At 43.6% G+C, this 19,734-nt stretch carries 14 protein-coding genes, 1 tRNA gene and 1 other RNA gene; 3 read left to right on the forward strand and 13 right to left on the reverse strand.

What is annotated here, in order from left to right:
- Positions 1 to 49 precede the first annotated feature (49 nt).
- From rnpB to C7Y71_RS00565, 6 genes are all read right to left on the reverse strand, one after another.
- Positions 50 to 423: RNase P RNA component class A (gene rnpB / locus C7Y71_RS00540), an RNA gene on the reverse strand.
- A gap of 9 nt (positions 424 to 432) precedes the next feature.
- Positions 433 to 1,731 (reverse strand): MFS transporter, encoded by a 1,299-nt coding sequence (locus tag C7Y71_RS00545; protein WP_111898699.1) that lies wholly within the window; start codon positions 1,729 to 1,731, stop codon positions 433 to 435.
- Positions 1,732 to 1,752: 21 nt separating this feature from the next.
- The gene (locus C7Y71_RS00550; protein ID WP_226943496.1) at positions 1,753 to 5,574 is read right to left on the reverse strand and encodes a DUF4922 domain-containing protein; all 3,822 of its coding nucleotides are present in this window, start codon (positions 5,572 to 5,574) and stop codon (positions 1,753 to 1,755) included.
- A gap of 32 nt (positions 5,575 to 5,606) precedes the next feature.
- Complete coding sequence (dnaB, locus tag C7Y71_RS00555; protein ID WP_111898701.1) at positions 5,607 to 7,181, reverse strand: replicative DNA helicase; 1,575 nt, start codon at positions 7,179 to 7,181, stop codon at positions 5,607 to 5,609.
- Positions 7,182 to 7,198: 17 nt separating this feature from the next.
- Positions 7,199 to 8,653: a hypothetical protein gene (locus tag C7Y71_RS00560; RefSeq protein ID WP_146739444.1), complete on the reverse strand. Its 1,455-nt coding sequence runs from the start codon at positions 8,651 to 8,653 to the stop codon at positions 7,199 to 7,201.
- Between the two features lie 138 nt (positions 8,654 to 8,791).
- The gene (locus C7Y71_RS00565) at positions 8,792 to 10,246 is read right to left on the reverse strand and encodes an aminoacyl-histidine dipeptidase (protein ID WP_111898768.1); all 1,455 of its coding nucleotides are present in this window, start codon (positions 10,244 to 10,246) and stop codon (positions 8,792 to 8,794) included.
- A 290-nt stretch (positions 10,247 to 10,536) separates the two neighbouring features.
- Between C7Y71_RS00565 and C7Y71_RS00570 the strand changes: the two genes are divergently transcribed.
- The 3 genes from C7Y71_RS00570 to C7Y71_RS00580 all read left to right on the forward strand — a co-directional run bounded on the left by C7Y71_RS00570 (position 10,537) and on the right by C7Y71_RS00580 (position 13,713).
- Positions 10,537 to 11,142 carry an OmpH family outer membrane protein gene (locus C7Y71_RS00570; protein ID WP_111898704.1) on the forward strand — a complete coding sequence of 202 codons (606 nt, stop codon included), beginning with the start codon at positions 10,537 to 10,539 and terminating at the stop codon, positions 11,140 to 11,142.
- Positions 11,143 to 11,205: 63 nt separating this feature from the next.
- Positions 11,206 to 11,294 (forward strand) — tRNA-Ser (locus C7Y71_RS00575).
- A gap of 214 nt (positions 11,295 to 11,508) precedes the next feature.
- Positions 11,509 to 13,713 carry a putative porin gene (locus tag C7Y71_RS00580; protein ID WP_193215929.1) on the forward strand — a complete coding sequence of 735 codons (2,205 nt, stop codon included), beginning with the start codon at positions 11,509 to 11,511 and terminating at the stop codon, positions 13,711 to 13,713.
- Positions 13,714 to 13,796: 83 nt separating this feature from the next.
- On the opposite strand, the gene C7Y71_RS00585 is transcribed toward C7Y71_RS00580, so the two are convergent.
- The 7 genes from C7Y71_RS00585 to C7Y71_RS00615 form a co-directional block, all read right to left on the reverse strand.
- Positions 13,797 to 14,441 (reverse strand): HAD family hydrolase, encoded by a 645-nt coding sequence (locus C7Y71_RS00585; protein WP_111898706.1) that lies wholly within the window; start codon positions 14,439 to 14,441, stop codon positions 13,797 to 13,799.
- A 31-nt stretch (positions 14,442 to 14,472) separates the two neighbouring features.
- Positions 14,473 to 14,922, reverse strand: coding sequence for a lipocalin-like domain-containing protein (locus tag C7Y71_RS00590; protein WP_193215930.1), 450 nt, complete (start codon positions 14,920 to 14,922; stop codon positions 14,473 to 14,475).
- Between the two features lie 36 nt (positions 14,923 to 14,958).
- Entirely contained in the window at positions 14,959 to 16,467 is a 1,509-nt protein-coding gene (locus C7Y71_RS00595) for a capsule assembly Wzi family protein (RefSeq protein ID WP_146739446.1), read from the reverse strand.
- Between the two features lie 104 nt (positions 16,468 to 16,571).
- Positions 16,572 to 18,104 (reverse strand): ribonuclease Y, encoded by a 1,533-nt coding sequence (gene rny, locus C7Y71_RS00600; protein WP_111898709.1) that lies wholly within the window; start codon positions 18,102 to 18,104, stop codon positions 16,572 to 16,574.
- A 44-nt stretch (positions 18,105 to 18,148) separates the two neighbouring features.
- Positions 18,149 to 18,445 carry a cell division protein ZapA gene (locus C7Y71_RS00605; protein ID WP_111898710.1) on the reverse strand — a complete coding sequence of 99 codons (297 nt, stop codon included), beginning with the start codon at positions 18,443 to 18,445 and terminating at the stop codon, positions 18,149 to 18,151.
- 39 nt (positions 18,446 to 18,484) lie between these two features.
- Positions 18,485 to 18,865, reverse strand: coding sequence for a hypothetical protein (locus C7Y71_RS00610; protein WP_111898711.1), 381 nt, complete (start codon positions 18,863 to 18,865; stop codon positions 18,485 to 18,487).
- 8 nt (positions 18,866 to 18,873) lie between these two features.
- Entirely contained in the window at positions 18,874 to 19,533 is a 660-nt protein-coding gene (locus C7Y71_RS00615; protein ID WP_111898712.1) for a hypothetical protein, read from the reverse strand.
- Between the last annotated feature and the right edge of the window lie 201 nt (positions 19,534 to 19,734).

The following is a 19,734-nucleotide window of genomic DNA, read 5'->3' on the forward strand; positions in this document are numbered from 1 at the left end:
TGGTATGTAAGGAATAATGCAATCTCACGGGTTTTATTGATTAAATAAGAAAATCAGTCGGACGATGAGCCGGGTTCTGTACGCACAATAGCGTGCGTGTTTGTCATTTATCTACACCATACGTCGCCGTATGGCTCTATCGTTCTACCCTCCGACGTGCAACAAGTTGCTCAGGCGGGACCACCTTCAGACGTCGGTTTACGCGAACTTTCAACCCTCGGAGTGCACAGCACGCATGTCGCCATGCGCCTGGTGGGCTCTTACTCCACCTTCTCACCCTTACCGTCAGCAAACGACGGCGGTTGTTTTCTTCTGCACTGACAGGCTCTCACGAACCTCTTCCCGTTAGGAAGCAAGGTGCCCTGTGTTGCCCGGACTTTCCTCTTGAGGCATAAAGCCGCAAGCGACAAACTGTCCGACTGATTCGATTTGCTATTCTTTTGATCTTTTACCGAATTCAGCATCAACCTTAATGAGTTTCGATACAATGAATGTAATGGGTACGAGACAGATTACGATGATGAAGAAATTCAGGTAACCGACACTCTCTGCCAACCACCCTGCAAAAAGACCGGGTATCATCATGCCAAGTGCCATGAAACCCGTACAGAATGCATAGTGTGATGTTTGCAGTTCTCCTTGAGAGAAGTATATCAGATACAACATATATGCCGTAAAGCCGAAACCATAGCCGAATTGTTCCAAGAATACACAGGAATTGATAATAATAGCACCGGTAACTGTAGAATATTCAGGTTGATAATAAGCCATGATCACGTAAACAATGTTGGGAAGTGTTATGCTCATTACCATAGGCCACAGCCATTTCTTCAAGCCACCACGCGAAACGATGACGCCTCCAATGATGCCACCGAGCGTCAGACCTATCACACCTACAGTGCCCTGAACGATTCCTACGTCGATAGTGGAAAGCCCCAAACCGCCTTCTGCTATGGGCTTGATAAGGAAAAGAGGTGCTATCTTAACGAGAAGGGCCTCCGGCAGACGGAATAGCAACATAAATAGTAGTGCTATAAGGATTTGTGGCTTCTTGAAAAACGATACGAAGGACATCGCGAAGTCATTCAGTAACATCTTAGGTTCGACATAACGCTCTTTGTCGCTATTAGGTTTAGGTAGCAGAAAAGCATGATAGAGGAATAGACAAATGAATAGTACAGATGTTCCTGCAAATACATATACCCAAGCCTCTTTGGGTACCTTAAGCCTGCTCTCAAGATAACCTGCCAGCGTTATCAGACCTCCCTGACCGGCAATGGTGGCAACGCGATAGAATGTGCTGCGGATGCCGACAAACAGCGATTGTTCGTGACTGTCGAGTTCGAGCATGTAGAAACCATCTGCCGCGATGTCATGAGTAGCGCTGCTGAATGCCATCAGCCAGAAGAAAACCAAAGTCCAACGTATAAAATCGGGACCGGGAATGGTGAACGCAACACCTGCCATGCCAACACCTATCAGCAACTGCATGACAACAATCCACCAACGTTTCGTCTTGAATAAATCTACTATAGGGCTCCAGAATGGTTTGATAACCCATGGGAGATAAAGCCAGGATGTGTAGAGGGCTGCATCGGTGTCACTCAGTCCTAACCGGCTATACATCAGTACGGCTACTGACATGACCATGAAGTAGGGGAGACCTTCTGCAAAGTAAAGCGTCGGAATCCAACTCCATGGTGATTGTCGTTTTATTGAAGTCTTTTCCATATTTTCTTCCTTTTTTGTTGTTTATTTGTAAATCTGCTTAATACTTGCGTTTTTGTAATAGTGGTGAAGGATGTGCTCGTAATCATAACCCTTGTCGCTCATCACGGCAGCACCAATCTGACACATGCCTGCACCGTGCCCCCAACCAGCGCCAGTAAGTGTGAACGATTGAGGAATACCATTAACCACATCACCTTTATCCACTACGAAAGCACTGCTGTAGAGATGCGACGGTGAGAGTGCACGGCGTATCTCCAGTTCTTTACCAATGACTAAAGAGCATTTGCTGCCAACAATACGCAACTTCAGAAGTCTGCCGCTTGGACCACGTTGAACAGGCTGAAGGTCGATGATGTCGCCAAAGTCTTCTTCTCGTTTACTCCTGATTAAATCTGAGAGTTCCTGTTGAGTGTAAGTTACCTTCCAACGGTAAAAATCAGGTGTTTCTTGGTCATAGTCGTTCAATACTTGCGTAAGAAGTTTCATGTCAGAGGTTTTGCAGAAGGAATCGGGTGATTGCCGTATCCATGCCTCTGCCTGTGTTTCATCTGTCAGGTCGGGCAATGGCTCATCATTAGCATTGTCGCGTATGGCTTGAAGGTAGGGCACATCTCGGTCTTCCCAGCAGGTGTCATAACGTTCAGAGATGCCTCCGCAACACTTAGAGAAGCGTGCGTCGCAAATCTCGTCATCGTATGCTAGCACCTTACCACGTGTAACTTCAATGGCTTCAAGAACGGCTGGAGATGAAGCGCGCGTGATGCCCTGATAGCGCTGACAGTGGTCGTCGGCGCAAACGTCAAACAATGTATGGTCCTGACGGTCGTACCACCGGATGAATTCATCGTCTTTGCGGGTGAAACTGAAGAAACTGCCATCTTGTGCATTCATCCTGCGCTGCATCTGCCGCAACAACCAACTGCGGGAGACTACAGCGTGTGCACGCAGTAATTCAGCCGAAGAAGTGCCACTCATCTCGCTGCTGATAACACTCGTCAAATAGGTCTCAACAGGAACTTCGTTGATGACAACGAGTTTTTCCTCGTCAACAATTACCCTCAGTGTGCCGCAGAATGTCTGTCTCTCATTGCGCTCCCAATGGAAATTCACACCGATAGTAACATCGTCTAATGTGAAAGTGGATGATTCTTCTATCGGAGAGAAAGTGAGTTCGCTGTAGTAATTGTTTTTCCATTGGATTGCACCATCTTTGTACGTAACAACCTGACTACCTGTAAGCGTTTCTCCCTTTGCACTGTATGGCCCGTTCAGTTCAAAGTGGATTTCTGTGCCATTCATGATGCCTACGGTCACGTTGGGTTCTTTCTTAAGTTGCGTTGACATGGTGGAAGAAGAATTTCTGCGGTCTTTCTTTGTAGAACTCATTTTACGTACTATTTGCCCAATCTCTTGTTCTGAAAGTGTTACCTCACGCAGTATGTTAACAACTCCGCGTGCTGTGATGCGATTGTAATCCTCCTCTCGGGGTGTGATGATAAGACCTCCCATGTCAACTGCGCCCGGACTAATCAAAAGTTGGTCCTTGCCTTTGGCAAAATAACATTCAGGACGATGTTTACGACGTGGGAATACCACGCAAACAATATGTTCCTTTTCAGGACGACTGCTTGTTTGTCGCCATGCTAACAGATTGATGTCGGGTTCTGTCTGTCCTTTTTCTGCCGGTAGTGCTTCAATCACCTTGCGAATCAGGTGAGTCTTATCACCGGAAGAATCTGTAAGGACCACAAAAGCGGGACAGGCATAATGACGAAGAAGATAGACGCCGCACAATTTGTTGACATAACCGATGTCTTCAAGGTCGGATTGTTCCTGTTCAGTGCTGGGGTATATGCGTTCAAGTTGATTCTCGTAGTTCTTCCAGTCTCTCTGAAGAGGTATGATGTCTTTTGAACCTGCCTGAAGATGTGCGTGGTCAGGCGCAGATGCACCGCAACGAGCACCATTGTAGAAAACCACATCGTCGGGTAGTGAACTAACCAACCGTAGCATGTCATCAAGCAGCGTGTTGACAAGTTGAGGTTTATGACGACGGGTGGGAATGCTGAGATGGCGTGGCAGAATGGGGTAGGGATTGACAAGCACCTGTAAATGGCGCTCCACTTCCCAACTGATTTGCTCTTCCGGACGGTTTGTCTCGCAAAGGAAACAAGGGCGTTTTTTTATTTCAGTTTTGCTTACTTTTGCCGTTGTAGAACTGATGCGGCACGGATTATATTGAACTTGAAGTGATATGTCGTTCCATTCAAAAGAGCGAACTTTTATATTCGTGTTCAATTCTTCAAATCGCTTTTCAACTTCCTTCCATATAGATAATTGTTCGGAAAAGAAACGATCCACATCAGACTGAGAAACCGGTTTGTTCCAGTTTTCTATCATTGCGCGGCGCGCTCTCAATTCAATCGTGCGCAAACTGTCTTTATAAGCATTGTTCTTGTTCACACTCTCTATCGAAAGCGAGGCATCAGAGTTTCCTTCCCATCTGCGGCAGAGGTATAATTCATCGTAAATACGAGCAATTCGGAAACAGCGGCTGAGTGTCAGTCCGAGTGCATAGTCTTCACCATAACTCGTATTTGGGAAACCTATCTTACGAAGCAGTTCTGTACGGAATGCGCGTGGTGCGCCAAGTCCGTTTATCCTTAAAGCATTGTTCTTACCATTAGTGTCGGTCCACTCTTTATGGTCAATCAGACCGGGAGGGAGTGTTTCCAGACTGAAATTTACCATTCTGTAGGATCCTATGACCATTGCAGCATTCTCATTTCTGAAGGCTTCTACTATGCGTGTCAGGGTGTTTGGGCTACTGTAGAGGTCGTCCGAGTCGAGTTGAACGGCATACCGGCCACAATGCTCGTTGCGAATGGCAAGGTCCCAGCAACCGCCTATGCCAAGGTCTGTGCGTTCAGGCTGGATGAGAATGATGCGTGTATCTTCCTCAGAGATTGATTTCACGATATCTCCGGTTCCGTCTGTACTGTGGTTGTCAACTATGATGACATTGAAAGGAAAATCGGTAGATTGCGATAATGCGCTTTCTATGGCATCCTTGATGGTACGGACGCGGTTGCGGACAGGGATGATAACACTTGCCTCAACAGGAAATGACGTAGTTTCCTTGGGAACATCGCTAACTTCATCTGGCTCAATAAGTGCACCGACAAGGCGTAAATGTTCTGTACAAATGCGCTCCATTTCTATCTGCACTTCACGCTGGGCAGGATTGACGTAGTCGAATTGTTTTTCGCCTGATTTCCTCGTGTCAAGTTCAACTTCTTCATAGAGAAACTCTCGCAAGTGATAAATGCTGCCTTCACGACTCAAGGCAAGGCGTAGGGCATACAATGCACCAAACTTCAGATTATTACTTTGAGGAGATGCTACAAAGCGTTTCAAAGCATCTGTTCTGATTAGCCAGAGACCGCCAAAGTCAAAATCATCGCGAAGACTGCCTTCTTGATAATCAATCTTTGGAGAATTGGTGCGAACACCATCTGACGTTGAATAATGGTCGCTATAGACCATCAGTGCACCTGTGTCGTCAGCAACCCTTTCCATGCGCTCAATGCACCGATAGCACAAACGAATGCTTGTGGGGCGGGTAAAGATGGCGCAATATGTAGTGTCTGCCTTCGAGGCAATGGACTGTAAGAAGTTGCTATGACCTATTCTGGTGCTGTGGTGTAGACGAATGGTTTCTGCACCTTCAAAAGTCGTGTTTTCTGTTGAAAGTGCATAAACTTTTATGGAACTGCCCTCAGTCTGACGAATAATATCATTTATCGACATACCGTCTATTGTAGGGATAAATAGCGAAGTCATATTATGTAGTTTTGTTTTCTGCGAAATGATTATTAGAATGGTGGTTCGTCAGTTTGGCCAGAAGGCATAAATGAGTCATCAGTTGGCAAAGGGAAAGACTCATCTGGGGGAGGAGGAGTGTCCTCATAGTTGTTGATTTTAGAGCCTGTGATGTTGTTACCTTCTTCGCCTGGGAATGGTATTTGGGACTCGTTATCATTCTCAAACCTTGCAAATTCACCCTTAAACCTTAATGTTACGTCGCCAACTTGACCGTTTCTGTGCTTGGCTATGATAATCTGTGCTTTGCCATGGGTGGGAACGTTATTCTCATCAGCCTTAATACCATAATATTCCGGACGGTGGATGAATGCAACAAGGTCGGCATCTTGCTCTATGGCTCCTGATTCGCGCAAGTCGCTCAACTGTGGGCGTTTGCCTTGTGTACCTTCCTTATTTTCTCGGCTTTCAACACTACGGTTCAACTGGCTAAGTGCGATAATAGGAATGTTTAATTCCTTTGCCAGACTTTTAAGTGAACGGCTGATGGTGCTGACTTCCTCCTGACGGCTGCCGTGTTTCATGCCCGAAGCATTCATCAGTTGAAGGTAGTCTATCATAATCAGCCTGACACCATGCTCTCTGACAAGTCGTCTTGCCTTAGTGCGCAATTCAAATACAGAAAGTGAAGGGGTGTCATCCACGTATAGTTTTGCACCATACAAACTGTTTATTCTTATATCCAACTGTCCCCATTCATATTGTTCCAGTTGCCCGCTTCTTATTTTTTCACCTTTAATTTCGCAGACATTGACTATCAGTCGATTGACAAGTTGTATGTTCGACATTTCAAGCGAAAAGAATGCAACAGGAATCTGCATGTCCACGGCAATGTTTTTCGCCATACTCAGTGTGAATGCTGTCTTACCCATGGCAGGGCGGGCTGCTATGATAATGAGGTCGGAATTTTGCCAGCCATTGGTGATTTTGTCGAGTGCTTCGAAACCGGATGGTATGCCACTGATGCCACTCTTGTTTGAAGCGGCTATCTGAAGAGCCTTGTAGGCTTCTTTCAATACCGGGTCAATCTGTGTATAATCCTTTTTTATGTTGGTTCGTGAAATTTCGAATAATTCACCTTCTGCTTCCTGCATCAATTGGTCAATATCTACGGTCTCGTCGAAGGCGCGTGTCTGAACTTTGCTGGTGTAACTGATAAGTTCTCTGGCGAGGTGTTTCTGTGCTATGACTCTTGCGTGGAATTCTACGTGTGCGGAATTGCCTACTATCATGCTCAGTTCAGAAATGTAGAGCGGACCGCCAGCCTCTTCAAGAGTGCCATTCCTCTTCAGTTGTTCGGTGATTGTCAGAATGTCAATAGGACGGTCTGCTTGGCTGAGGTTCTGGATTGCGGTATATATCAATTCATGACGATGGTCATAAAAACTCTCGGGCTTGAGTATTTCGCAGACAAGCGAATAAGCCTCGCGCTCAATCATCATAGCACCCAAAACGGCTTTCTCAAAGTCTAACGATTGAGGTTGAAGTTTGCCGAAGTTGGTTTCTTCTGAAGCGGGGCGTTTTGCCTGTCGGGTATTTTTTTGTCGGTTTTGTTCTTTTTCTGCCATTATAAAAATTGGTCGATTTATTCTGATGTTTCTTGTGGTATCATTTCGTAGCACCCAATATCAGGTCTTCCGTCAGTTCGGTTCTTTCCATTCAAATCGAGCGGATATGCCGAACAGATTGCAGGGTCACCATTATTTACCGCTAATGATTTCTCATTTAGGGTAAAGTAGAATATCAATTGGTCGTAGTCGAATTCGGGGTTGAAGTTCTTTTCTCGCGCCACTTCATTGTCATCAGTGTCCCATTGGCAATTTATGATTGTTTCTGCGTCTTCTGTTTTTTCTGTGTTGAGCAGACAGTTTTGGAACAGGTATGAAAATGGAATATCAGCATTGTCACTTTTAGAGCCCATTATTTCATCTTTTGAGAACCCCGTGATAAGACAGTTCTTGAAATTGGCTGCAGTTAGGGGAAGTTCATTATCTTTATCGAAATTCGTGTAACTCAATGCCACACCTCTGCCGCCTCTGAAGGCATAAAAATTTGCTATGGTACACTGTATAAAGTCGTATGCGCCACCTCTTAGTGTTACGCAATTTCCTAAAGCATTGCTAATCTGTGAGTTTCCTACATATATTTTGCACATAGTTGCAGTGAGGCAGTCTCCTCCCATATTGTGGATAATGCTGTTCTCTATCGTCAGTTTTTGCTGGTCTGTGTTGGAAGAGTCACACTGAATACCGAATGTGCCGCTATGGATGTCGCAGTGATTGATGATGTTGTCAAAACTGCTACCGGTGAAAATTATGCCGCCCCATTGTGCAGGTATGCGGTCGTAAGGTTGTGAGTCAAACATTTCTCCAAGACGGTCGCCGCGGAACATGATTGGCTGTGTGGAAGAACCAATGGCAACAAGCCTGCCTCTTACAATGAGTTTTGCTTTTGGATGGAAATACAAACGGCTCCCGGCATTTACGGTCAAAGTAGCACCTTCTGCAACAACAAGACTGTCGTATATCTGATAGGGTCGGGATGCAGAAAACGTGCTATCGCTCGTTAATGCCACGCTTTTCATCGTAATGACAGATTGACCATAGGCAGTCAATACCACGTTAGACTCTGCTCCACCTTCCGTAATAAAATGCAACACGTCCTTATATGCAATGGGCTGGTCGCTGTCTTCGTCTGCCACGTTGGCAAAGAGAAATATGCGCATGCTATCTTTCGCACCAATTTCATAGCCGCCGCCATTTCCATCAACAAGGTAACTGCCATCAATATTTACTTTAAAAGGCGATGCAGTGCCACCATCCAGATATGCACGACTGATGCGGATGGACTTGTCGTTATTGTTATAAACAGTGAAAGTGTATGTGTTGGTGGGTTGCCCGCTTATGATGGTGTCGAAGGCTATTGTATCTACGCTGACCTTCAGGCGGTGCATGTTCGAAGTCGTATATTCATCGTCTTTCAGACAACCCGTCAACAATAGTACTGCTGTGCAAAGAAATAATATCGGAAGGCGTTTCATGAGATTTTTATGTGTTGATATTTGCCCTTTATTTTGAGAAATGTGAGTTGGCGCGATTACGCACCAACTCTATATTCTAACGACAATAACCTTGTTTTCGTATATAGCAAACAAGTCAGTTTGCAACTTGCACAAAGGTTAATTTTCTATATGCTTCAGAATGTCGAGCAGATGATCCCAAACCATCTTCACAGTAGGCAAGTGCAGACGTTCGTCAGGAGAATGCACACCGCGAAGAGTGGGTCCAAACGAAACCATGTCTGTCTGTGGATATTTTTCACTTAGCAAACCACATTCTAAACCTGCATGTATTGCCAGAATCAGTGGTTCCTTGCCAAACAGGCGAACATAACTTTCCCGCGACACTTTCAGCAAACGGCTGTTAGGATCGAGTTTCCAACCCGGATAGCCTTCACCCGTAGTACAGGTGGCGCCACCAAGTTCTAAAGCCGCTCTGATAATGGCACTCATGTTCTTGCGGGCACTCATGATGTTGCTGCGCTGACTGGTAACAATATTGACTACATCGCCCTGCTTGCGAATACTTGCAAGATTTGATGAGGTCTGAACGAGATCGTCCATGTCCTGGTCAAATTCCAAAACGCCATTATGAACTGCACGCAAAGACATTAACATGCGTTTTGCTGCATCTGGCTGCATACATTCAGTAGCATCATCTTCGGTCGACAATATAACTTCTATACCTTTCTCTGTTACGGAGAATTCTTCCTGTACGGCCACCAAATATAGATTAGCATCTGCGCTCAACTGATCACGGAATGATGATGGTACGGCGCATATCGCCTTGCCATCGCGAGGTATGGCGTTGTGCAGGCCACCACTCTGAATGTCAACCAATCGGAGATCTGTCTTGCTCATTTCATCGCACAGGAAACGAACGAGCAGTTTGTTGGCGTTAGCACGGCGTTTCTTGATGTCATCGCCGGAATGACCGCCTGTCAATCCCTTGATCTGAACGCTGAATGTGTAGTATCCGGAAGGAATAGTTTCAGATTTCCATGGAAATTTTGCCACCGTGTTTGCACCGCCTGCGCAACTGATGAATATCTGACCTTCGTCCTCTGAATCAAGATTGATGAGATACCGACCGCTCATAAAGTCATTGCCCATGCCAGCAGCACCTGAAAGACCGGTCTCTTCGTCGCGTGTGAAGACACATTCAAGTGGGCCATGCTCAACGTCTTCGCTCTTGAGAATCGCCATCTCCATGGCTACACCGATACCATCGTCTGCACCAAGCGTAGTTCCGCGAGCACGCATCCATTCGCCATCAATGTAGGTTTCAATCGGGTCCGTCTCAAAGTTGAAGTCCAAGCCGGCAACCTTTTCACAAACCATATCCATGTGGCTCTGAAGAATAACGGTTGGAACATGCTCATGTCCGGGAGTAGCAGGTTTCTTGATGATGACGTTGCCCACTTCATCAACTTTAGTTTCTAAGCCCAGATTCTCTCCAAAATTCTTCAGGAATTCTATCATTTTCTCCTCTTTCTTTGAGGGACGGGGTACTTTGTTGACTTCTGCAAAACAGTCGAAAACTAATTTCGGTTGAAGCATTTCTTCTTGTGTCATAGTGTTTATTTGATTTTTTGTTTGTACTTTCGCACCGCGAAGATAATCATAAATTTTCATCCATAGACAATTTTTTACATACGATTTGAACCCATTTCTCGCCATATTAATTATAGTTGGAATATGCTTCGCTTTGCTGAGTGTAAAACTCTTTTTTGGCAAGGAATTTGTACATACTGACATCAAAGGTAATAAACCACTCAATGATAAAGGTATTAATTGTGTGGTAGAAGATGAAATAAAAACAATAAACAGCAATAAAATAAAAACTAAAAAATAAAACATTGAAAATGAAAAAGTTAATCATTTTGTTCATGGCCGTGGCACTCGTCTCATCATGCGGCGGTGAAGAAAAAACAGAAAAAGGAAACAAAGTAAAACCGGCAGCAGGACTTGAAAAGGCTGATGGAAAGCAAGAATCAGTAAAATTTGCCTATGTGGAGTTTGATTCTTTGCTAACAAACTATGAACCATACGTGCAGGAAATGGAGAAAATGAAAGCAGAGCGTGAAAGGATAGAAAAAGCAGCAGCATCTGTTACACAAAACCTCGAAAAAAAGTTCCAACAGCAAATAGCACCTCTACAACAACAGGTTCAAAGCGGCAAACTCGATCCTAATACCGCACAGCAAAAAGCAGCGCAGATACAAGCCGGTTTGGAAAAAGAAGGACAAAGCGCTGCTGCTCAATACCAAAAGGATCTTGCAGCCCTGTCAAAGCGCGACTCACTTAATACAGTGAATTTTACTAACAAAATCCAAGACTTCCTCAAAGAGTATAACAAGGACAACAAATATTCAATGGTATTTGCCAAGTCAGGACTTAATATTCTTTATGCCGACGAAGGTTATGACATAACAGAAGAAGTACTTAAAGGACTTAACGCAAAAAAATAAGAAAAATAAAACTCAAACGGTGCAATAGTCGAATTTTTTTATCTACTTTTGCACCACATTAAAGGAAAGTTGTCTGAGTGGTCGAAAGAGCCGCACTCGAAATGCGGTGTACGCATTACGTCGTACCGGGGGTTCGAATCCCTCACTTTCCGCTAAATAAATCACAAAAAAGGCGCCAAGCTTGCTTGAGCGATGTTTGTGATTTTTTTTGCAAGGAACCCCGCGGGAGCGCAGTGATGGATGAAATCAATCCCTCACTTTCCGCGAAAGTAAAGAAACAATCACCAGTCATTTTGATTGGTGATTTTGCTTTTCACGCAATATGCATTATTTTTGCACTTGATTTCATAAAGTATTATTTATCTCGTGAATATAATAAGATATAGTTCTTTCATAGCGCTCTTCATCCTCGTAATTGGATGCCATCAACTTCATGCGCAGCGCATCCTGACACCAGATGATGAAGATCTCGATCGTTTTGCAGGACGCACAGACTCTGTGCAAAAAGAAGATGTGCCAGAAGGAATCTATGTTTGGAAAGTGGATGAGAGGTTAGGAACAATCCTTCCGACTTCGATGGATACACTGTCAGAAGGCTTTCAGAATGATGCCTTTACAGAAGGAAGAAATGGACAGTACACCACCACTGGCAATCTCGGTGCCGCAAGGTATAGCCGCCTTTATTTCACACAAAAATCAGCCTTACCTGCAAATGATTTTATTTTCACCAATCCCTACGATTTTTTTCTAAGAACACCTGAAGAGATAGTCTATACCAATACCAAATCGCCATTCACCAATCTTACCTACCACGAATGTGGTAATAAAACGAATGGTGAAGACCGCTTTACGGCAAAATTTGCCACAAACGTAAATAAAAGATTAGGTTTTGGTTTTATCTTCGATTATCTCTACGGACGTGGCTATTATGACAGACAGGCTAACTCTGAAATGAACGGTACGTTGTTTGGCACATACATCGGAGAACGTTACCAACTTCATGCACATTTCAGTACAAACTATCTCAAACTTACAGAAAATGGCGGGCTTGAAGACGATACATATATCACCAACCCAGAGGCGTTCCCCACAAGTTACAGCACCAGTGATATGCCCGTTCGGCTGAGTAAGACGTGGAACAAGATGCACCTCAATACCTTCTATCTTACGCATCGCTATAATATCGGATTCCATCGTACGCTCGATGCCAAAGGACGTGTCGTAAGAACAGAAACTGCCAATGAGTTGTTAGGCAAGAAACTCGCTAATGCAGTAGGAAAACTCACTGTGGCCGACAGCATAACAGCAACCCAGCCTCTTACAACTGATACAATAGACAATACTCTGCAAGCAAATCAACGTACCAATCAGAATTCTATCGACAGCCTGCAATTCAAAAGGCAGTTCGTACCCGTCATTGGTTTAGTACATACGCTGAAATTCCAGACAAATAATCGACGCTTCATATCCAACGACAACATGAATGCTTATAGCACCGATTATTTCAATGACTTTTATCTTCCCAACGACTCTGCTAACGACCTGACCAAGTTCATAAGCGTACACAACACGTTCGCCCTTGATATTAACGAGGGATTCAGCAAATGGGTAAAGTCCGGGCTTTCCATTTTTGCAGCGTACGAATTCCAGAAGTTTTCCATGCCGGCACTCGATGGTGGAACTGACAAATGGACACGCCATTTCATCAGCATAGGAGCACGACTTTCAAAACGCCAGGGACATTATTTCCACTACAACGTATCGGGCGAAACTCGAACAGACGGAAGCAACTTCGGAGAATTTTTCGTACATGCCAATGCCGACCTAAATCTACCGCTCTGGAAAGATACGTTGCGTTTAGGTCTCTTCGGTCATATCCGCAACGAACTCCCTGCATTCTATTACGAACACTATCATGGTAGAAACGCATGGTGGGACAATGAAGACTATAAAAAAATATTCAGCACGAGGATAGGAGCGGAACTGAAATTCAAGGATACAAAACTTACTGTTGCTGTAGAGGACCTGCAGAACTATGTCTATTTTGCCGAATCTACAAGCACAACCGCAGACAATCTCTTACTCTATGGAGTAGGAGTGCGCCAAAGTAGCAAAAACCTGAAAATCATATCAGCGCAACTCAAACACAAGTTCCATTTCGGTATCTTCAACTGGTACAACGAACTCACCTACCAGTCGAGTTCTGACGATGACATTCTCCCATTGCCCAAATTCAATGTCTATTCAAATTTCTACATCGATTTCCGCATAGCAAGGGTATTGCAAACCAAACTTGGAGTAGATCTCCGCTATTTCACAAAGTATTATGGATTGGCATATTCACCCATGATAGGGCAATATGCAGTTCAGGACGAAGCAACAAGGATAAAAGTGGGCAACTATCCTCAACTTAATGCCTACGTCAATTTCAGCCTGAAACGCACACGTTTCTACGTAATGGCATCCCACTTCAACCATTCCTCCGGAACAGGTTATCCCTTCTATGTACCCCATCATCCATTAAACCAAATGGTTCTCCGCCTCGGCATCTCCTGGAATTTCAAGAATTAGTTTGAATTCTCGGACTCCGTAATCGTATTCCTTTAAGGTTCTTTGTTTTACTTATTAAACCAAATCTGTCAATAGGACTAATGTTAAAACAGCAAGCCAGGTAGTTGCGCGAGTTTGTCTATGATATAATCTGCTCCTGCATCACGCAGTTCGCTTGCCTTTCCGTTTCCATACGTCACACCGCATGTTTTTGTGCCGGCATTCTTTCCCATTAGTATGTCGTAGGTCATGTCGCCTACAACGAGTGTTTCATCTGGAGAGAAATGAAGTGCCTTTAGTGTTTTCAGCACAGGCTCGGCATCTGGTTTGGCTTTCTTGACATCTTCTGCACCCAAGACAAGACTGATATATGATTCCAATTTCATGTCACGAACGAAATCGTCCAATGATTCGTGTCCGCGACTACTGGCAATTGTGAGAACCATTCCTTTCTCATGTAGTGTTTTCAGGGTTTCTATGACATGAGGGAATGATGAAATTTTCATTTGTTTGTTTTTCTCTGAAAATATTTCTCGGTATGTCTTCTCACAATGACTTGCCGTCGTATCATCCATCGGCATCAAGTGTGTAAAGCATTCTTTTAACGGTAAACCAATGGTGGAAGCACATTCTTCCGCAGAAACAATGGGGAGCCCGACGGCTTTCAATGTTGCTTGCATCGTACTCACAATCAAACTTTGAGTATCCCCAAGTGTACCGTCAAAGTCAAAAATTATGAGTTTAACCATACTTATAAATTGATACTACAACTATTGCCAATCAATATTTCCTGAAACGCAACAGCCAATAAGACGAGCGTAAAACCATTTCGTTGTCTGTGAGCCGTTCCACTTTGTAACTTGTGGCATTGCCGTGAATGCCAAAAGGCTCAAGTATGGTTTGTGCAGGGTCGGTATAAAGGCTGTCTCGGTCGCGGAAATGGTAATAGGTAGAAGTGATGTGAAGCGAATCGCCTTGATTTCTGTATCGTGCCACAATGTAATCTGGCGTTCCTTCCGTTTGTGGTGCAAAAGCCCTAATCTGAAGCAGGTCGAGTTGGAAGGCCCACATGATTCTTTCCGCCTTTTTGTCTATCTCTGTAGAATCATCGTTCAAGGTCAATGAAATAAGTTGCCATTGTCCGTCAGTATCTTCATTAGTGTATTTTTGGCATGAAAATACAGTAAAAAGAGCAAAAAATGCTATGATTATATATTGTATTATTCTCACGGTGATATCTTTAAATTTTGATAAGGAAATATCTGTTTATCGGTACAGCCAACCTGTTTTCTTAACTGTTATCTGCACACCTGTGTTGTTGCCAATTTGTTTGCCATGGTCGTATGCAATGCCAATGCCTGCCGACCAGCCGTCGAGGTTGAATTTACCGATTTTCAGGTGTTCGGGCTTGTAGTTGATTTCACAAAGCAGGCTGTTGTTGTATTTCGGGTCTGTATATGGCGCGTCGTATCGACCATAGTTCTTGGTGTGGGTATATAGCACACGATAGTCAATCTCTTTAGTAGGCTCACCTTCTATTCCAATGTGGTGTCCTGTAAAGCGGTTTCCTTTGATGGCAAGAGTGCCATCGTCATTGTATAGGGCTGTATAATAGAGCGGGTTGCCAATGGGCTGACCCCAATATTGCCAGCCTTGGTAGGAACTATGGTTGTAATAATTGTCTATACCGCTGATTTGGTCCGGAATCTCCGCAGTATGGTCATGATATACGGGACCGCTTTGATCTTTGGTGTATATGTATTCGTAAACTATGCTTTTAACGAATCTATTCTTAGGAAGCGTGAATTCAAAACCGTAAAGGCCGTCTTTCCAACCATATTCCAGAAACAGTTGTGACTGGTCTTCAAAGAAATGGTCGTAATATCCACGCACTTTCCAACCTTTACCCTTGTAACTCAGACTGAAAAGCCAACTGCCAAGCGTGTTTCCTGCAGCATTTGAATAACCATTGCCATCACTCTTATCGCTACCGCCGCCATATATGGCTCGTAACCATTGCTTAGGTCCGTAACCTATACTATAATTGTAACCAGGAATGTCGCTTACGTTATGTGCTTTACCACCAAATGTTGTTGCCCATTCTAAGCCACCTTCAAAAACAAGCGGGAAACGCTCTTCGTTACCAATTCTTAAGTATCCTGCTTTGCTGTGATATAGTGGCCATGAAACGTAGTGTTTGCCATTGTCAAGATAATTTTTTTGCCACCAAGTGTCCACCATGATACCGTAACCAAAATGTCCTTTTATGGCTAACCAATTGAGGTTTCTGAATGGCTGCCAATAATGTGGCAATTCTATACGTGCCTGAAATATAGGGCGTGCATTGATGCCAAAAGTCTGACTACCTGTGCTTAAGCGGTTGTTTTTCATCTCCATAGGGCGTTCCTTACTGCCTATAGATATGCGCATGGTTTTGTAATTGATATCCATATATGCCTGGCGCAGTTTTATGGGAAAGAATGAGTAATTACCCGCGATAGCGGCTTGAAGTCCATAACTGATGGACCAGTTATATCCGGAATCAACTTTTTCTGCATCGCGGAATATGCCTGCCGAAACAAAGCCATTTATGTTTTTTGTGCTCGACATGCCATGCTTGTTTGCCTGAAGCCAAAATGGATTGGCATGGATAGCACCCGTGAACTGACCTTCCAGTTCGTACGTCACATTTTCTCGCATGCGCCACCATGCGTCCTGTCCATAAATGTTTACGGAAAGAAAACAGATGCTTATAAATGATAATAATTTCCTCATCTTATGATTATGATAGAAACGCTTTCTTAAACACTTACACATAAAAAGAAAATCGCTTGTGGTTATGCAATTATTACCACAAACGATAATTCTTTTAACTACTTTTACTTTGCGTAACTCACCGCGCGTGTCTCGCGAATGACAGTTATCTTAACCTGTCCGGGATACGTCATCTCGTCTTGAATTCGTTTAGCAATGTCATTACTCAAACCTTCTATCTGCTTGTCATCAATCTTGTCAGCACCTACAATGACGCGCAACTCACGACCGGCCTGTATTGCATAGGTCTTGGTTACGCCAGGATAACTCGACGCAATGTTTTCAAGATCGTTCAAACGCTTGATATATGCCTCAACAATCTCTCGGCGTGCGCCGGGACGTGCACCACTGATAGCATCGCATACCTGCACAATAGGAGCAATGAGTGTGGTCATTTCTATTTCATCGTGGTGAGCACCGATGGCATTACAAATTTCATTCTTTTCTTTGTATTTCTCTGCCAGTTTGGCACCGTAAAGAGCATGGGGGAGTTCGCTTTCTTCATCGGGCACTTTGCCTATATCGTGAAGGAGACCCGCACGCTTGGCTTTCTTTGGATTCAAGCCCAATTCAGCCGCCATTACAGAACAAAGATTCGCAGTTTCGCGGGCATGCTGCAAGAGATTTTGTCCGTATGAAGAACGATATTTCATCTTGCCTACAATGCGAATGAGTTCAGGATGTAAACCATGAATACCAAGGTCAATGGCGGTGCGCTTTCCTGTTTCTATGATTTCTTCTTCAACTTGTTTCTTAACCTTTGCCACAACTTCTTCAATGCGAGCAGGATGAATGCGACCATCGGAGATGAGTTGGTGCAAAGCCAGACGGCATACTTCACGACGAACAGGGTCGAAAGCGCTTATTACAATAGCCTCAGGAGTGTCGTCAACAACGATTTCTACACCTGTTGCTGCTTCGAGGGCACGGATGTTGCGACCTTCACGACCGATGATGCGACCTTTAACTTCGTCATTGTCGATGTGGAATACAGTAACACTGTTTTCAATGGCTGTTTCTGTGGCTACACGCTGGATGCTTTTTATGACAATCTTTTTTGCTTCAAGATTGGCTGTCATCTTGGCATCATCCATAATCTCGTTTATGAAAGATTGTGCAGAAGTTCGTGCTTCTTCTTTCATTGATTGTACTAATCTGTCTTTTGCTTCTTCGGCAGAAAGACCGCTTAATTCTTCAAGTTTTGCGCGCTCTTGCAACTGCATTCTTTCAAGTTCTTCTTCTTTCTTCGCGAGAACCTGTTTCTGGCCATCCAGTTTATTCTGCTGATTGTCAAGTTCTTGTTTGCGATGTGAAAGGTCCTCTTGTTTTTGGTTGAGGCTGATTTCCCGCTGCTTTAATTTGTTTTCAACTTGAGAAATTTTTTGCTTGCGTTGCTGAACTTCTTTCTCCAGTTCAGATTTCTTGTTGAGGAATTTCTCTTTTACCTCAAGCATTTTTTTCTCTTTGATAACGTCTGCTTCTTTTTCTGCATTTTGAAGCATGGTGTTATATTTGCCTTTCAGAACATATCTGAACAAGACATATCCTATGATGCCGCCCAAAATTAGGCAAGTTGCACCGATAATGATTTCTAACATTGATTTATAGTGTTTATATTGTGATTGATGTTGTTAAATATTATTTATTCGTGGCGCACATTAAGAGTTTCTTCCAATTCCTCATTCAGTTTGACCAACTTTTCTATGATAGGTTCCGCATCCTTACTTTCTTCCAAGGATTCAGCGCGAACTGCTAAATCAAGGAGTACGATGCTCAGGTATTTTTCGTAATTCTGACCAGGATATTTGGTTTGATAGCGGCTCAACCTCTCGTTGATGAGTTTTGCAGCACGACGATATACTTCTTCTTGTTCTCGCAGTACGGTTATTGGATATATTTGTTTGCCAACTAACAGGTTGATAGCAATTTTGTCCTCCATTTATGTAATCTTTTATTGACAACTTGACAGGATGTGAAATCAAATGTTTACCGCAGCAATGCACTTGTCAATCTCTTGCACAAGTTTTGAAATGCGCAATTTCGCGTCTTTTAGGTCATCGCTGCCCACATCGATAACTCTGGCTAATTTAAGTGTGTTGTACTCCTTTTGTAGCAAAGAAAGAGCATTCTCCTTTTCGTCGAGCATGACACGTTGTGCACCAATAGTGTTGCGAAGGGACGCATTTTCATTTTGCAGTTCCTTATAAGACAACATTAATTGGCGAACACGCGTCTCAAATCTTTTGAGTATTTTTTCTTCGCTGGGTGTCACGACAAAATTGAGAAAGAATGTTAACAATAAGAGAAGAATATAATCTTGGCAGTCATTGATAACCAGATGTGAAGCACTGAAAAGCACTTCTTAGGTTATTTTTTCTTTTGTTTTGCTAACTCTTCTGCTTTCTCATCTGCCTTTGGCTCTTTCTTGGCAAGCATTATCACGTTGAATACGTATTCTGTCATCCATTCCTCAGAATAGTTCAACTGACGCTGATATTGGCGTACAGCAGCAACAGCCTTGCGTACTCCGTCGTCTTTCCACCTGTCTTTGGTCATGATGTCATGAATCGTCTTTTCTGTCATGGCACGAAGTGTGCCTTTCATGAAGCCCGGCATGCGGAATTTCCATTTCATCAGGTTGCCCATAAGCATCATCAATTCCTGACTGAAACCCTGAAACATGTAGAGATATTGCTGCATCGACTGCATATTCCTGCAACCTTTCTTTACACTCGCATCAATTTCCTTGAAAAAACCATCGCTGATGCCATAGATGTCCATAAGCATCTTCTTGCTCTTGTTTTTTTCTCCAAGACCAAGACGATTGTTCACTGTCGTAACGTGTAGTGTCTGCTTGAAAATTCGGAGGTCGGGGAGGGCTGCCAAATTAGTGATACCGAGATTGTTGGCCATCAGAGATTGGTAGTAAACACGAATAAGCATCATGAAGTCCTCCATGCCACCAACGCGCCAACCAACTTCTTCCTCTTTTTGTTTCCTTCTGAATATCTTTGAGAGAAAACTCATTTTTGTGCTATTGTTTTGGATAAGTTATTGATATATGTTGAAGTGCAGGCAGTTGTGTTTATACACATATTAAAGCATCATGGCTATACCTGCCATAGTCGCACATTTCAAACGCGAAATTACGATTTTTTTTTCTTTTATTAGAATTTTGAAGATAAAAGAAATACAAGGGTGCATGTTTTTTTATAAAAATAATTCGTA

The organism is Pseudoprevotella muciniphila, from assembly GCF_003265305.2.
GTDB lineage: Bacteria > Bacteroidota > Bacteroidia > Bacteroidales > Bacteroidaceae > Alloprevotella > Alloprevotella muciniphila.

Excerpts from the sequence above, each read along its gene's own strand:
- C7Y71_RS00545 (WP_111898699.1), bottom strand. The coding sequence starts at position 1,731 with ATGGAAAAGACTTCAATAAAACGACAATCACCATGGAGTTGGATTCCG.
- C7Y71_RS00550 (WP_226943496.1), bottom strand. The coding sequence starts at position 5,574 with ATGACTTCGCTATTTATCCCTACAATAGACGGTATGTCGATAAATGAT.
- dnaB (WP_111898701.1), bottom strand. The coding sequence starts at position 7,181 with ATGGCAGAAAAAGAACAAAACCGACAAAAAAATACCCGACAGGCAAAA.
- C7Y71_RS00560 (WP_146739444.1), bottom strand. The coding sequence starts at position 8,653 with ATGAAACGCCTTCCGATATTATTTCTTTGCACAGCAGTACTATTGTTG.
- C7Y71_RS00565 (WP_111898768.1), bottom strand. The coding sequence starts at position 10,246 with ATGACACAAGAAGAAATGCTTCAACCGAAATTAGTTTTCGACTGTTTT.
- C7Y71_RS00570 (WP_111898704.1), top strand. The coding sequence starts at position 10,537 with ATGAAAAAGTTAATCATTTTGTTCATGGCCGTGGCACTCGTCTCATCA.
- C7Y71_RS00585 (WP_111898706.1), bottom strand. The coding sequence starts at position 14,441 with ATGGTTAAACTCATAATTTTTGACTTTGACGGTACACTTGGGGATACT.
- C7Y71_RS00595 (WP_146739446.1), bottom strand. The coding sequence starts at position 16,467 with ATGAGGAAATTATTATCATTTATAAGCATCTGTTTTCTTTCCGTAAAC.
- rny (WP_111898709.1), bottom strand. The coding sequence starts at position 18,104 with ATGTTAGAAATCATTATCGGTGCAACTTGCCTAATTTTGGGCGGCATC.
- C7Y71_RS00605 (WP_111898710.1), bottom strand. The coding sequence starts at position 18,445 with ATGGAGGACAAAATTGCTATCAACCTGTTAGTTGGCAAACAAATATAT.
- C7Y71_RS00615 (WP_111898712.1), bottom strand. The coding sequence starts at position 19,533 with ATGAGTTTTCTCTCAAAGATATTCAGAAGGAAACAAAAAGAGGAAGAA.